This is a genomic window from Lentibacillus halodurans, from assembly GCF_900112045.1.
Taxonomy (GTDB): domain Bacteria; phylum Bacillota; class Bacilli; order Bacillales; family Amphibacillaceae; genus Lentibacillus; species Lentibacillus halodurans.
In genome coordinates this window covers 140,451-154,486 of the sequence record NZ_FOJW01000008.1, presented here as the reverse complement: position 1 = coordinate 154,486, position 14,036 = coordinate 140,451, and the positions used below count along the sequence as shown (strand labels likewise).

Annotated in this window: 13 protein-coding genes and 1 riboswitch; of the genes, 6 read left to right on the top strand and 7 right to left on the bottom strand. The window is 42.8% G+C overall.

Annotated elements, in window-relative coordinates:
* Positions 1 to 28 precede the first annotated feature (28 nt).
* The 5 genes from kynU to BM195_RS11120 all read left to right on the top strand — a co-directional run bounded on the left by kynU (position 29) and on the right by BM195_RS11120 (position 5,706).
* Complete coding sequence (gene kynU, locus BM195_RS11140) at positions 29 to 1,300, top strand: kynureninase (protein ID WP_090237918.1); 1,272 nt, start codon at positions 29 to 31, stop codon at positions 1,298 to 1,300.
* The gene (kynB, locus tag BM195_RS11135; protein WP_090237916.1) at positions 1,300 to 1,932 is read left to right on the top strand and encodes an arylformamidase; all 633 of its coding nucleotides are present in this window, start codon (positions 1,300 to 1,302) and stop codon (positions 1,930 to 1,932) included. Before kynU ends, kynB begins: the two co-directional genes overlap by 1 nt.
* Before the next feature lie 15 nt (positions 1,933 to 1,947).
* Positions 1,948 to 2,784, top strand: a complete 837-nt coding sequence (gene kynA / locus BM195_RS11130) for a tryptophan 2,3-dioxygenase (protein WP_090237913.1) — start codon at positions 1,948 to 1,950, stop codon at positions 2,782 to 2,784.
* Between the two features lie 82 nt (positions 2,785 to 2,866).
* Positions 2,867 to 4,201, top strand: coding sequence for a sodium-dependent transporter (locus BM195_RS11125; protein WP_090237910.1), 1,335 nt, complete (start codon positions 2,867 to 2,869; stop codon positions 4,199 to 4,201).
* 164 nt (positions 4,202 to 4,365) lie between these two features.
* Positions 4,366 to 5,706: a CoA-disulfide reductase gene (locus BM195_RS11120; RefSeq protein ID WP_090237906.1), complete on the top strand. Its 1,341-nt coding sequence runs from the start codon at positions 4,366 to 4,368 to the stop codon at positions 5,704 to 5,706.
* Positions 5,707 to 5,810: 104 nt separating this feature from the next.
* Here BM195_RS11120 and BM195_RS11115 read toward each other — a convergent pair whose 3' ends face one another.
* From BM195_RS11115 to ribD, 6 genes are all read right to left on the bottom strand, one after another.
* The gene (locus BM195_RS11115; protein ID WP_090237903.1) at positions 5,811 to 6,482 is read right to left on the bottom strand and encodes a hypothetical protein; all 672 of its coding nucleotides are present in this window, start codon (positions 6,480 to 6,482) and stop codon (positions 5,811 to 5,813) included.
* A 278-nt stretch (positions 6,483 to 6,760) separates the two neighbouring features.
* Positions 6,761 to 8,641: an ABC-F family ATP-binding cassette domain-containing protein gene (locus tag BM195_RS11110; RefSeq protein WP_090237900.1), complete on the bottom strand. Its 1,881-nt coding sequence runs from the start codon at positions 8,639 to 8,641 to the stop codon at positions 6,761 to 6,763.
* Positions 8,642 to 9,043: 402 nt separating this feature from the next.
* The gene (gene ribH, locus BM195_RS11105; RefSeq protein WP_090238122.1) at positions 9,044 to 9,523 is read right to left on the bottom strand and encodes a 6,7-dimethyl-8-ribityllumazine synthase; all 480 of its coding nucleotides are present in this window, start codon (positions 9,521 to 9,523) and stop codon (positions 9,044 to 9,046) included.
* 185 nt (positions 9,524 to 9,708) lie between these two features.
* Positions 9,709 to 10,911 carry a bifunctional 3,4-dihydroxy-2-butanone-4-phosphate synthase/GTP cyclohydrolase II gene (locus BM195_RS11100; RefSeq protein ID WP_090237897.1) on the bottom strand — a complete coding sequence of 401 codons (1,203 nt, stop codon included), beginning with the start codon at positions 10,909 to 10,911 and terminating at the stop codon, positions 9,709 to 9,711.
* A gap of 19 nt (positions 10,912 to 10,930) precedes the next feature.
* Positions 10,931 to 11,542 carry a riboflavin synthase gene (ribE, locus tag BM195_RS11095; RefSeq protein ID WP_090237895.1) on the bottom strand — a complete coding sequence of 204 codons (612 nt, stop codon included), beginning with the start codon at positions 11,540 to 11,542 and terminating at the stop codon, positions 10,931 to 10,933.
* Positions 11,523 to 12,629, bottom strand: a complete 1,107-nt coding sequence (gene ribD, locus BM195_RS11090) for a bifunctional diaminohydroxyphosphoribosylaminopyrimidine deaminase/5-amino-6-(5-phosphoribosylamino)uracil reductase RibD (RefSeq protein ID WP_244535741.1) — start codon at positions 12,627 to 12,629, stop codon at positions 11,523 to 11,525. The genes ribE and ribD overlap by 20 nt, the downstream gene beginning before the upstream one ends.
* Positions 12,630 to 12,837: 208 nt before the next feature.
* Positions 12,838 to 12,983: riboswitch (FMN riboswitch) on the bottom strand.
* 177 nt (positions 12,984 to 13,160) lie between these two features.
* Between ribD and BM195_RS19175 the strand changes: the two genes are divergently transcribed.
* Positions 13,161 to 13,328, top strand: coding sequence for a helix-turn-helix domain-containing protein (locus BM195_RS19175; RefSeq protein WP_090237892.1), 168 nt, complete (start codon positions 13,161 to 13,163; stop codon positions 13,326 to 13,328).
* Between the two features lie 21 nt (positions 13,329 to 13,349).
* Here BM195_RS19175 and BM195_RS19170 read toward each other — a convergent pair whose 3' ends face one another.
* On the bottom strand, positions 13,350 to 13,568 hold the full coding sequence (locus tag BM195_RS19170) for a YolD-like family protein (RefSeq protein WP_090237889.1): 219 nt from the start codon (positions 13,566 to 13,568) through the stop codon (positions 13,350 to 13,352).
* Positions 13,569 to 14,036: the final 468 nt, after the last annotated feature.

The window sequence follows — 14,036 nt, the reverse complement described above, 5'->3', positions numbered from 1 at the left end:
GAAGCAATCTATTGAATGGGGTGCTATGATGAATATCGAAAAAACCTATGCAGCGAGTCTGGATCAGCAAGACGATCTGGCAAATTTCCGGAATGAGTTTTATCTGCCAAAAAATACGATATACCTTGACGGCAATTCACTAGGACTTTTATCGAAACGTGCCGAAAACAAGATTAATGACATGGTTGAATCATGGAAACATCATGCGATTGACGGGTGGACAGAGGGAAGTCAGCCATGGTATTACCTGTCCGAAAAGCTTGGTGCCATGTCAGCCCCATTAATCGGAGCCAAACCGGAAGAAGTGATGATAACTGGCTCAACGACAATCAACCTGCATCAGATCACGGCCAGCTTTTATAAACCTGAAGGCAAAAGAACAAAGATCCTCGCAGATACACTGAATTTTCCTTCTGACATCTATGCGCTGAAAAGCCAGTTAAAGCTAAAAGGCTATGATCCGGACGAACACCTTGTTCAGGTCAAAAGCAAGGATGGTCATACGCTTTCAACGCAGGATATTGTCGAAGCGATGACAGATGAGACGGCCTTCATCGTCCTGCCCGGTGTTCTGTACAGAAGCGGACAGGTGCTTGATATGCAGACTTTGACTCGAGAAGCACACAAACGCGATATTCCAATCGGATTCGATCTCTGTCATTCCATTGGATCGATACCGCATCAATTGTCAGAATGGGGTGTTGATTTTGCATTTTGGTGCACATATAAACATTTGAATGCCGGTCCCGGAAGTGTTGCTGGTCTATATGTCAATGAGAAACATCTCTGCCATGAACCGGGACTTGCCGGCTGGTTCAGCTCAGCGAAGGACAAACAATTTGATATGGAACACACATTGACCCCTGCTCAGGATGCAGGTGCCTACCAGATCGGCACACCACATCTGTTAAGTGCCGCACCGCTGCTCGGATCACTGGAAATGTTTCAGGAAGCTGGTATAGAAAAAATCCGTAAAAAATCACTTCAGCTCACGCAATATTTCATGGAGTTGATTGAATCTGAGCTGACAGGTTTCGGGTTTACGATCGCCAATCCTAGGGACACAGCAATGCGTGGCGGGCATGTTTATCTCGAACACCCTGACGCAGCCCGTATTTGCAAGGCTCTGAAGGCAGATGGTGTGATACCGGACTTTCGTAAACCAAATGGCATACGGCTGGCACCTGTCGCCCTTTACAATACCTTTACAGAGGTGTGGGAAACCATTCAAATCCTAAAGACTATCATGAAAGAGGAACGTTACCAATCCTATGTAAATGAAAGGGGAGTCATTGCCTAATGACACAAGCAAAATGGATCGATATTTCACAGCCCCTGACAAATAAAATGGCACACTTTCCCGGTGATACACCATTTAACTACGCGCTGACTTATACGAAAGAACAAACAGGCTCAGTTAACGTCGGACAAATTACGGGAAGTGTTCATACCGGTACACATATTGACGCACCATTCCATTATGACAGTAACGGCAAAACAGTTGACTTGCTTGACCTTGACATTTACATCGGTGAGGCCGTTGTACTTGATGTCAGCTATACGGATAAAATCACGGCAGATACATTGAAACAGTTTGATTTGAGCGGTGTTTCACGCGTTTTATTGCATACTTCACTGCCGAACAATCCTGAACGTTTTCCGGACCAGATGCCGGAGCTTGATCCAAGTATCGCAGCATTTTTGAACGAAAATGGCGTGAACCTGATCGGCGTTGACATGCCATCCGTTGACCCGCCTGAAAGCAAAGATTTGACTGCACATCATGCCCTTTATCAGCATGGCATTTTTATTCTGGAAAATTTAATGCTTGACGACGTAGATCCTGGCTGTTATGAACTGATTGCCCTGCCGCTTGCCATTGACGATGCTGACGGCAGCCCGGTTCGCGCCGTTTTGCGTCCAATTGACTAACAGGAGGGAAAAGAAATGAGCGACTATCCATTCGAAAACGAAAAAGGCATCCATACTGATTTTCTGGATAAGATGACATATGACGACTACCTGCAGCTCGATAATCTGCTCAACAGTCAAAAGCGTCTTTCAGATCATCACGATGAAATGCTGTTCATCATCATTCATCAAGTGAGTGAGCTTTGGCTGAAGCTGATCATTCACGAAACAAAAGGGGCCATTAAAGCGATTGAACGACATAATCTGAGAGCATCATTCAAAATGCTCGCACGTGTTTCAAAGACCCAATCACAAATCATCCATGCCTGGGATGTCCTGGCAACCCTGACGCCTGCTGAATATATGGAGTTCCGCGACAAGCTCGGGAGTGCCTCCGGTTTTCAGTCCTACCAATATCGTTTGGTTGAATTTGTTTTGGGCTATAAAACACCACACATCTTAAACATATACAAAAAAGATCCTGAGCTTTATGCCATATTAGAAGATGCTTATCACAAACCAGGGCTATACGATGTTGCCATTAAGGCATTGGCAAGGAGCGGTTTTGATATTGACCAGGAAATCCTCAACCGGGACTTTTCCAAAACATACGAAGAAAATGCTTCTGTTGCGAAAGCTTGGATGGAAGTCTACCGGAACGTGTCGGCCAATTGGGAGCTCTATGAACTGGCCGAAAAACTGGTTGATATTGAAGATTGGTTCCAGCAATGGCGTTTTCGGCACATGAAGACGGTTGAACGGATTATCGGTCATAAAACCGGGACTGGCGGTTCGTCAGGGGTCGGCTATTTAAAACAGGTGCTGAATCATTACTTTTTCCCGGAGTTGTGGGAACTTCGGAGCCATATTTAATCACTCTTTTGTTTGATTGTGACACCTCTCTAAAATGGTATATAATATTGGGTACACTTTGTGAAGAAATGGGGAACATAATATGCGTGATCAATGGTCATCCAAGATCGGATTTATTTTATCATCAGCTGGTGCAGCAATCGGACTTGGAGCAATTTGGAAATTTCCTTATATGACCGGGATGAATGGCGGCGGTGCCTTTTTCTTGCTGTTTATTGCATTTACTTTAATAATTGGACTCCCGCTATTAATTGCTGAATTTGTCATCGGACGCGGTGGTCAAAAAGAAGCAATCAGTGCTTATCAAAAGCTTGCTCCCGGAAGCAGCTGGCCTGTCATTGGCTACTGGGGGGTTATCGGGGCATTCATCCTAATGTCATTTTACAGTGTTGTCGGTGGGTGGGTGCTTATTTACAGCGTTTTATCCATCTTCGGCTCAGTAATTACCGAAAATGCCAATTATGAACAGTTGTTTGGCATGATTACCGGTGATCCCCTCATAGCCATTTCAGGTCTGGGGCTGTTTTTAATCATCACTGTCATCGTCATTTCGTTTGGCATTAAAGATGGGATCGAAAAAGCAAGCAAGGTGATGATGCCGTTATTATTTATCTTTTTTATCATATTGGTCATTCGGTCCGTGACATTTGAAGGTGCTGCGGAAGGAATCGAGTTTTTCCTGAAGCCTGACTTTTCCAAACTGACAGCAGAAGGAATCCTGTATGCCCTCGGACAATCTTTTTTCGCCCTGGCAGTCGGTTTTTCCGTCATGGTAACCTACAGCTCTTATCTGGGCAAAGATGTCAGTCTGCCATTCTCAGCAGGTTCCGTTTCGATCATGAATATTTTCGTATCATTGCTGGCTGGTCTGGCGATTTTCCCTGTCGTCTTTTCATTCGGACTTGAGCCGACAGAAGGACCTGGCCTTTTATTTATGGTGTTGCCGGAAGCATTCGCGCAAATGCTCTTTGGTGAGCTATTCCTGAGTTTATTCTTGTTATTGTTCCTGTTTGCCATTTTTACATCAGCATTCAGCATGCTCGAGATTATTACCGCAGCAGTCACTGCCAAGAAGAACTATTCGCGTACGAGGGTAGCATGGATTGCAGGACTTATCGTATTCATAGCCGGGATTCCTGCCGCATTGTCTTCCAGTGCACTGGCAGACTTTACGATTTTCGGTCTGACTGTTTTTGATGCCAGCGATTTTCTTGTCAGTAATATTTTATTGCCGGGCGGTTGTTTACTAATTGCCTTGTTCATTGGGATTAAAATGGACCGTGCGCTGATGAAACAGGAGTTTTCCAATGGCAACAAACTGTCTTCCGGTACGTTCCAACTCTGGTTTCAAATCATGCGCTGGGTTGTGCCAATTACCATCGTGATTGTATTTTTAAATTCATTGGGGATTATTTAATCGTTGGAAGTCTGCACAGCAGGCTTCTTTTTATAGTTTGTCTTAGTCGTTCATTCATTTTATCAATTCAAATGTGAACTTTAGCAAATTCATTTTGAGCTTTGGCATTCAAGGTTAAAAACCCGATTAAAAGGGAACTTTATCATGGAAGGAGGTCATCACATATGTCCAAAATAGTCGTCATTGTCGGTGGTGTTGCGGGTGGTGCGAATGTCGCAGCCCAGCTCCGCCGTGATGATCAGGAATCGGAAATTATATTATTTGATAAAGGGGAACACATTGCATTCTCCACTTGCGGCATGCCCTATTATATTGGCGGTGTTGTCGACAAGCGGGAGCACCTGCTCGTTAACGCTGATCAATTTGCCGAAAAATACAACGTAAATGTCCAAACCAATACAGAAGTTACGTTTATTGATCGGGGAAATAAACAGATTACGTATCGAAATAAGACAGGGAAACAGAGAAAATCCTACGATAAACTCGTTCTTTCACCTGGTGCTTCTGCCATCAAACCTGACCTGAAAGGGACGGATGACGAGCGGGTATTTACACTCCACTCCATACCGGATATGGATGCGATTCATAATTTTATACAAACCAAAAAACCAAGAACCTGTGCCATTATCGGTGCTGGCTTTGTCGGACTGGAAATGGTGGAAAATCTGAAAGCACTTGGTATTGACTGTACAGTTGTTGACCGCTCCGAACAAGTCATGAAGCTGGTTGACCAAGATATGGCTTCCATCATTGAGGATCACTTAAAAGCAAAAGATGTACAACTTATATTAAATGATCAGCTTGATTCATTTTCAAATAATAGTAAGACATTACACTTAAACAGCGGAAAAATTCTGCAGGCGGATATGACTATACTGGCTGCTGGGATCCGGCCAAATACAAAATTGGCCAGGGACAGCGAATTGGAAATCGGCAGCACTGGTGCCATCAAGGTAAATGAGTATATGCAGTCAAGTGATCCGGATATTTATGCACTGGGTGATGCAGTTCAAACAAATAACCCTTTGACCGGATCACCAAGACATGTTGCGCTTGCGGGACCAGCACACCGCCAGGCATTCGTCGTTGCAGCCCATCTTAACAGTGATGAGATTGAATATGCCGGAACATTAGGTTCAGCTATTTTCAAAGTGTTTGATATGACTGTTGGGTCAACAGGGCTGAATAAAGCAGTATTGGATCATTTAAAAATCGGATACATAGAAATTACACATGAGACATTATCACATGCTGGATATTACCCCGGGGCGGAAAATATTTGTATCAAAATCCTTTTTGATGAGAAAACCGGACGTTTATATGGGGCACAAGTCATTGGAGAAGAAGGCGTCGATAAGCGTTTAGCTGTGCTGGCAACAGCTATGAAAGCAGGACTGACCGTCCGTGGTCTTCCTGAATTGGAGCTCGGTTATGCCCCGCCGTATTCCTCACCAAAAGACCCGGTCAATGTTATCGGGTACAAGGCGGAAAAAGCGCTGGAATAGGAATTAAAAAGACATCAAAATGAATATTTGATATTTCTTTTGTGGTAAAATGAAGTGATTTTGAGTCAAAAACTCCCGAAAGCAAAAGCCTTCGGGATTTTAGTTTAAAAGCCCTCTTCAAATCGATAAACTAACCTGAACTTCTCTTCATCCATCAGATCTTTTACATGTACTTTCACATTATGACCGAGAAATACTTCATCATCTGTCATAGCAACAATCATAGCTTTTGTGTTGTTTTCCACATCATGGTAAATATCACCGACAACAGGCTTGTCAAAATTATCATTTTCTGCCATTAGAGCTGCCGATTCGTCTTCCTGGAGCTGTTCTTCTGAAACAAGTGCTTTATCATAGTAAGCTATATCATCACTACCCTCGGCTTTCCCCGGAACCATGACGACATATTCACTATGTTTCACACCATTATCTCTTGTTGTGACAACATTTCCGTCTTCCACATTATCTACCTTTTCAATTTCGTTAAGAGAATAATGATCCAAAAAATCAGGAGCCGGCTTAATAATTAAAATATAATCACCTGGTTCAGGCTTCTTATTTTTATCAATGGTATATCGTTTCCCATAAAAAATAAATGTATCATTATGTTTTGGCCGGCACGGTTCAATATTGTTGGCACTCGTTATATCCTGCTGCATATCTTTTAGGCGGTAGAGGTGTATAGATTGCTTGAACATCGGTTTTACGGAATAAACCTTATGAAGTTCATTTTTGTAATAAACAAACTGACCTTTCCTGACCTGAAATAATTTCATTTCTGATACCTCCTTTTATTTTATACATGATATCTTTTTTATTTTCCGCCATACCATATAAATTAAACATAAAATTAGAGAAAATACAAATTCAACTATTTCTTCTCATAACATTTCCAGTTTGGTTGTGGTAATTGCCATTATTTCGATACTACAGAGATGTAATATGTTTCAGTATAGCACAAACAGATACGAACATGATGTGAAAAATTGCAATTCTTTTTCATTATTTTTTTAAGTGGGGGAAAAATTCCGGAATTAGCAGCACCCGGACCGTATCATGATTTTTGCTCCAACTCCTCCGCCAAAAGTGAGAGCTCTTCCCAGCGTTCCATTTTCGCTTCCAATTTTGCCTCGGTTTCCTGTTGTTCCTTATAAAGCTCCTGCACTTTTCCAGCATCACTGCCGGCGTTGGCAATCCTTCCCTGCAGCTCCTCGATCATTGTTTCCAATTCTGTTACCTCATCTTCAATCGTTTCCCATTCCATTTTGTCATAGTAGGACATCTTTTTTCTAGAGGGTTTCGGTTGCGGTTTTTTGACCGGTTTTGAGGTCTGTTGTTTTTCCTGCTCTTGTTGATGTTCCAACAATTCGCTATAGTTTCCATAAAAGTGCTCAATCGGTTCATTCTCTTTGAAAACGAGCAGATGGTCAACGACACGGTCAAGGAAATACCGGTCGTGGGATATCGTTATGACAACGCCCGGAAATTGATCCAGATATTCCTCCAACACGCCCAATGTCTGTGTATCCAAATCATTGGTTGGCTCATCAAGCAGCAAAACATTCGGTTCAGACATCAGCACTTTCAATAAATAAAGACGTCGCTGCTCTCCGCCGGACAATTTCCGGATATAGTTCCACTGATCCGAACGAGAAAATAAAAAGCGCTCCAGCATTTGTTCAGCCGTAATGTCGTCCCCATTTTTCGTATGGATCACTTCGGCGATTTCCCGGATATACTCGATAATCCGTTTATCACCATCAAGCTCCTCGTCACCTTGCGTATAATAGCCTATTTTAACCGTTTGACCCATTTCTACCTCACCGCTGTCAGGGGCAATGCGTCCTGCTATGATATTCAGTAGGGTTGACTTCCCCGCTCCATTCGATCCGATAATCCCTAGACGATCACCAGGGACAACCAAAAAGTCAAAGTCTTTTATTAGGGACTTGCCTTCGTACGCTTTTTCAATACCTTCAAGCTCGATTACTTTTTTGCCGAGCCGGGTTGATCCGGCTTCAAAAGACACATCCTGCTTATCCGTATCAAATGTTTTCTTTTTCATTTCCTGAACTCGTTCAACCCGCGCCTTTTGCTTCGTTCCTCTTGCTTTGGGCCCCCGTTTCAGCCAGGCGAGTTCGCGGCGCAATGTATTCTGGTGTTTTTCTTCATAACTTCTTTCCAATGCTTCCCGTTCAGCTTTTTTATCCAAAAACAATTCATAATTGCCCTCATACACGTAAAGGCTGCCTTTATCCAGTTCAAAAATCTGATTCGTGACCCGGTTCAAAAAGTAGCGGTCATGCGTTACGAGGATCAGCGCACCTTTGTACGATGCCAAATAATTTTCCAACCATTCGACCGCTTCATTATCAAGATGGTTCGTCGGTTCATCAAGAATTAAAAGGTCAGCAGGCTGAATTAATGCCTTCGCAATCGCCACCCGCTTTTTCTGACCGCCTGAAAGCTCGGCAACATGTTTATGGAAGTCCGTAACCCCTAATTTCGTGAGGATCGTTTTAGCGGCTGTGTTTGCTTCCCATGCCTCCTGTTCATCCATCTGCTGCTGTTTATCGATTAATCGCTCCTGAATCTTTTTATTGTTCGGATCACGCTGCAAATTCAAAAGTACCTGCTCATATTCACGCATAACCTTCATCATCGTTGCCTCACCGTAATAAATTTGCTCGATCACGGTCAAACCAGGATCCAATTCAGGATCCTGCGACAGATATTCAATTCTGTAGTCCTTTGCATGTTGAATCGTGCCTTTTTCCGCCGTATCGATTCCGGCAATCACTTTCAGAAATGTGGATTTACCGGTACCATTCACACCAATTAATCCGATCCGGTCATTCGGCTTGATCGTACATGAAATATTGTTCAATAACGTTTTGTCGCCATAAGACTTATATATATTCTCAATCGTGTGCATCCTAATTACCTTCCTATTGTAGAGCCATCATTATTGCGACTATTAATCAGCTGCTTTACGAACATAACCATTAATAATAACAACCAGGATATAAGCCGCGTAAAGTGAAACTTCATTCAGTGAGGGTTCTATCCCGGCTGAATAGTAGTTGAACTGAAATTTAAAAAGAACCCCATCCCAATCCGATGATTGATAGACTCAAAATTTAATATAAATGTGTGCATTACATAATCCCTATCCATAGTGTATCTTATTGGCAGCGACCATGCCATCATGAAATATTGGCACTGGAAAGCGGAAAATGCTGATAAAAAGCAGAAATGCGCTGATAGCCAGCCGATTAGGATGAATGTCTCTCAGTGTTCAAACCTCTGCCGGGCACCTTAACATTAATTTATTTCTTTATCCATCTAATTCCCTGATAACATTTGCTGTTTCAATTGCTGCCATTGCTGCTTCCGATCCTTTATTGCCAGCCTTTGTTCCAGCCCGTTCAATCGCCTGTTCAATCGTTTCCGTCGTTAATACGCCAAAAATAACCGGCTTGCCTGATTCCAGCGCAGCATTGGATATCCCTTTGGCAGATTCATTGCAGACATAGTCAAAATGTGGTGTAGACCCGCGGATAACCGCTCCCAGTGTCACAACGGCATCATATTCGTCTTTAAGTGCCATTTTTTGTGCAACCACTGGAATTTCAAATGCACCTGGTACCCAGGCAATGTCCATGTTATCTTCCTGTACACCGTGCCTTTTCAAGGTATCCACCGCTCCACCTAGCAGCTTGCTTGTAATCAATTCATTAAACCGTGCTACGACAACGCCTATTTTCAAACCTGAACCAACCAGATTACCTTCAAACGTTTTTCCCAATGTAATCATCTCCTTTATCTGATGTTCAGAAAGTCTGGGCAATATGACATGCCACTTTTTTTGAATTCGCACTTTTAGTTACTGATGAAAACTGTATAAAGCGAAACCTCATTCAACGGTGCGCTTTTCCCCGCTGAATGTTAGTTGAACAGAATCGGACCTTTATGGACAGTTAGCCGTCGTTATCTGGCGGGTTACTGTTCGTTAAGGTGGGATAAATGTCCCATCTTATGATATTTTGTGTGAATATACCGTTTATTTTCTTCCCGCTCCCCTATCTCAATCGGTACGCGCGTGTTAATTTGAATCCCGTAAGACTGGAGTCCCTGCATTTTTTCCGGGTTATTGGTAAGCAGATTCACTTTTTCCACACCTAGATCCTTTAAAATCTGTGCACTTATGTCATATTCGCGCATATCCGGCGCAAATCCCAGCTGCTCATTTGCTTCAACTGTATCCATCCCTGCATCCTGAAGCTGGTAGGCGCGCAGTTTGTTAATCAGCCCGATACCCCGCCCTTCTTGACGCATATAGACTAAAACTCCTGCACCCGCTTCATTGATTTTTTTCAAGGCTTCTTGAAGCTGCGGTCCGCAATCACAGCGGTAAGATCCAAACACATCACCAGTCAAACATTCTGAATGTACCCGTGCCAAAATAGGTTCTTCTGCATGGATGTCACCTTTAACGAGGGCAATATGTTCCTTATCGTCCAAATCATTTGTGTAGCCGTATACGTTAAACGTCCCGAACGCAGTCGGCAGTACCGTTTCCACAGCCCGGCTAATGTGAACTTCATGACGCTTGCGGTAAGCAACCAGATCCGCGATCGTAATCAACTTTAAATTAAACCTGTCAGCCATCTCGCGCAAATCTGGAACACGTGCCATCGTTCCATCATCGTTAATAATTTCACAAATGACGCCTGATGGGAAGGAACCGCTTAATTCTGCCAGATCAACGGAAGCTTCTGTATGACCTTGCCGGGTTAGAACGCCACCATCTTTGGCAATCAGCGGAAATACATGACCAGGCTGCTTAAAATCCTCTTCTTTAATTTCTGGATTGAGCAGTGCCTGGATTGTTTTGGATCGTTCCTCAGCACTGATTCCTGTGACTGTGTCTTTATGGTCAATGCTGACGGTAAACGCCGTTCTGAACGGATCGCTGCTCTGACTCGTCATCATCGGAAGCTTTATTTTCCCGGCTAAATCCGGTTTGATGGATGTACACACTAAGCCTTTCCCATGCGTAATCATAAAATTGATAACTTCCGGCGTTGCTTTTTCCGACAATGCAACCAGATCGCCTTCATTCTCCCGGTCTTCATCATCAACCACGATAATTGGCTTTCCTGCTTTTAAGTCATCTATCGCTTCATCTATTTTATAAAACACCTAGTCCACTTCCTTTATTTTACGAGTCTTGATGAACTTGCTGCTGACTTAGCATGTTTTTCACATGTTTGGCGAGCATGTCGCATTCGATATTTACGATGTCCCTCTCGCTTTTATCTCCTATAATCGTTTCCGATACAGTATGCGGAATGAGTGATATTGTAAAAACATTACCGCTGATGCCAAAAATCGTCAGACTGACACCATCCACCGCAATAGAGCCTTTCATCATTAAATAGATGGTAAGCTCTTCAGGGATTTCGATATCATAATAAGTCGCATTTTCCTGCTTTTCTTTTCGGATGATCGTACCTGTTCCATCTACATGACCGGAAACAAAATGTCCGCCAAACCGGCCGTTTACAGGCATCGAACGCTCCAGATTTACGTTCGATCCTTCTTTTAGCATACTTAAGGACGTTGCGTTAATCGTTTCTAGTATCACATCCATTTGAAAAGTATCGTCCGAAAAGTCCGTTACCGTCAAACAGATGCCGTTAACCGAAATACTGTCACCGATATGCATATCTTGCAGGACCTTCGATGATCCGATTGTCAACTCGATTGATTGTTCGGAGACACGCTTGAGTTGTTTGATTTTGCCTTTTTCTTCAATGATTCCCGTAAACATCTGCATCATCCTTTCTAGGTTCAGCAGTCATTTTAATATCCTCATCGATCATCTCCACATTCGTGATTTTCAGCTGCACTGTTTCTGATATACTTTTAAAACCGCTTCCGGCAATGGATGTCGGAGCATTTTTTCCGCCAATCAGTTTTGGTGCCATATATTGCACAAGCTGATTGATTTTTCCGCTTTCCAGAAATGAGCCGTTGACCGCCGATCCCCCCTCCACGAATAGTGACATAATACCCTTGCTCCCCAAATATTTAAGAACAGTTTCAGGATCGAGTGAATCTAGCATGATGATGCTGACACCAGGTTTTTCTTTATACGGTGCCATTCGTTCTTCTATATTATTCCCGGTCAACATCCATGTATCAGCTTTTTGATCATTCACAACATTTGCATCCACTGGTGTGCGCAGATCTCCATCAAGAATAATGCGCAATGGATTTTTGCCGCCGTTTGGAATCCGTGCTGTCAGGCTCGGATTGTCAGCTATAACCGTGTTCACGCCCACAAGAATCGCATCGTGGGTATGCCGGTAATGATGGGCATCAAGCCTTGCAGCCTCACCAGTTATCCATTTACTGTCACCACTATATGTTGCGGTTTTCCCATCCAGACTGACGGCTGACTTCATCGTTACGTATGGCATTTTAGTCCGGGTATAATGGAAAAAGATCCGGTTAATTGCCGTAGCCTCTTTTTCTAAAACACCGAGTTCTGTCTGGATTCCAGCTGATCGAAGTTTTTCTATCCCGCGTCCGGCAACCTTCTCATTAGGATCCGTTACGGCAATGACGGCTCGACTGATTCCCTTTTCAATAATCAAGTCAGCGCACGGCGGCGTTTTGCCATGGTGGCTGCACGGCTCCAGTGTCACATAAATGGTGGCACCCTTTGCTTTTTCACCCGCCATACGGAGTGCATGAACCTCCGCATGTGCTTCACCAGCTTTCAGATGAGCGCCAAATCCTAGCATTTCACCATTTTTGACAACAACAGAGCCAACCGGCGGATTCGGACTGGTTTGGCCTGAAACAGATTTGGCCAGATTCAGTGCCATTTGCATATAATATTTATCGCTCACATCTCTTTCCTCCTTTTGGAAACCAGCACCGGGATTCAGCAGTTAGTCTTAAATGACCGCTTTACTGTTTCGTTTAAGGTACTAAAAAAACCCCTGAATTCACTTCAGAGGTACAAGGACAGAATTTTTAAAGGTATCATTTATTGTTCACAGGGATATATGACAATGGAAAAACGTCCATTGCATATACGTGAGCAAACGACCTGAAAAATTCCTTCTCCCATCCAGACTGTCACTGTCGGTTCCGGAGTTTCACCGGATCCACCGCATGGACTAAAACCGTGCGGGTAGCGGACTGGGAAGCTATACTTCATCACCGCCGATTGGGAATTTCACCCGACCCCGAAGGAATGTGCATTATGATTATTCATCTTAGTTATAACTGAAAAGCGATACTATCGCAAATAATCAGCTTTAGGTATGATTTTGGTTTAATTATGATTCATTTTACTTGTTGTTGACGAATGTAGTCAACAATTTGTCAACAACCTTAAGCATTTTCTTCATTTTTCTTCTGAACCTGCCCATGTCTTGCATCCTCCGTCTGGCTTGATAAAATTCTACATAGCCAAACAGCTCGGCATTAATCCGATGACACTATCACATTATAGAAGTGGTAAACGTCAAATTCCGCTTGAAACAGCGGTTAAACTTGCTGAAATACTGGAATGTGAAGTAACTGATTTATACATAAAATAAAAAATCCCCTCACTTGAGGAGTCAATCAACCGTCACTTCCATAACGTCATTCAAAGAAATTGCAGTACTATCTTCATTGTCAAACCGCAGCAATCGGGCCAAATTATCAACTAACAACAACTTCCCTTTGATTTTCTCATGCAGATCATGACTATAATATTCAATTTCGACGGTTAGATCGTTGCTTAATGCCAACTGCAACTGAGTGTTTATTTCAAATTGCTTTTGTTCGTCTAAAATAGGTTTCTCTTTCTATTCCTGTTCAGTCCATAATCGCCGGAGCATTTCCTCATGTTCCGGCATCATCATGGCAGTCCATTTTTTCGTATCTCTGTCATTCACTTCACTCATTATTATGACCTCCAGCACACAAACATTCGTTCGTATTATAGCATAAGAATAAGATACATATACAATGAATCTTTTTAACAAGTTTTAACTTTTCTTTTCAATGTTCTCTTATAGTCCAGAAAGCACCCGTTTGCTTAAGATTGAATTATGATTCTTTTATACGATAGAACCCGTTTGTATTACACCTAGTCATTTATATTCATGTTATTACTCTGAGATATTATAATAAGTATTAAAAGTACAAAATCTGGAAAAAATAAAAAGGAGTCTTTAGGAGTCTTTACTCTCCCTTCCTCCCCGGTAAACGCCGACGTTTTTTTGTCTAATCAATCACAACTTCCTTAACATCATCAAGTG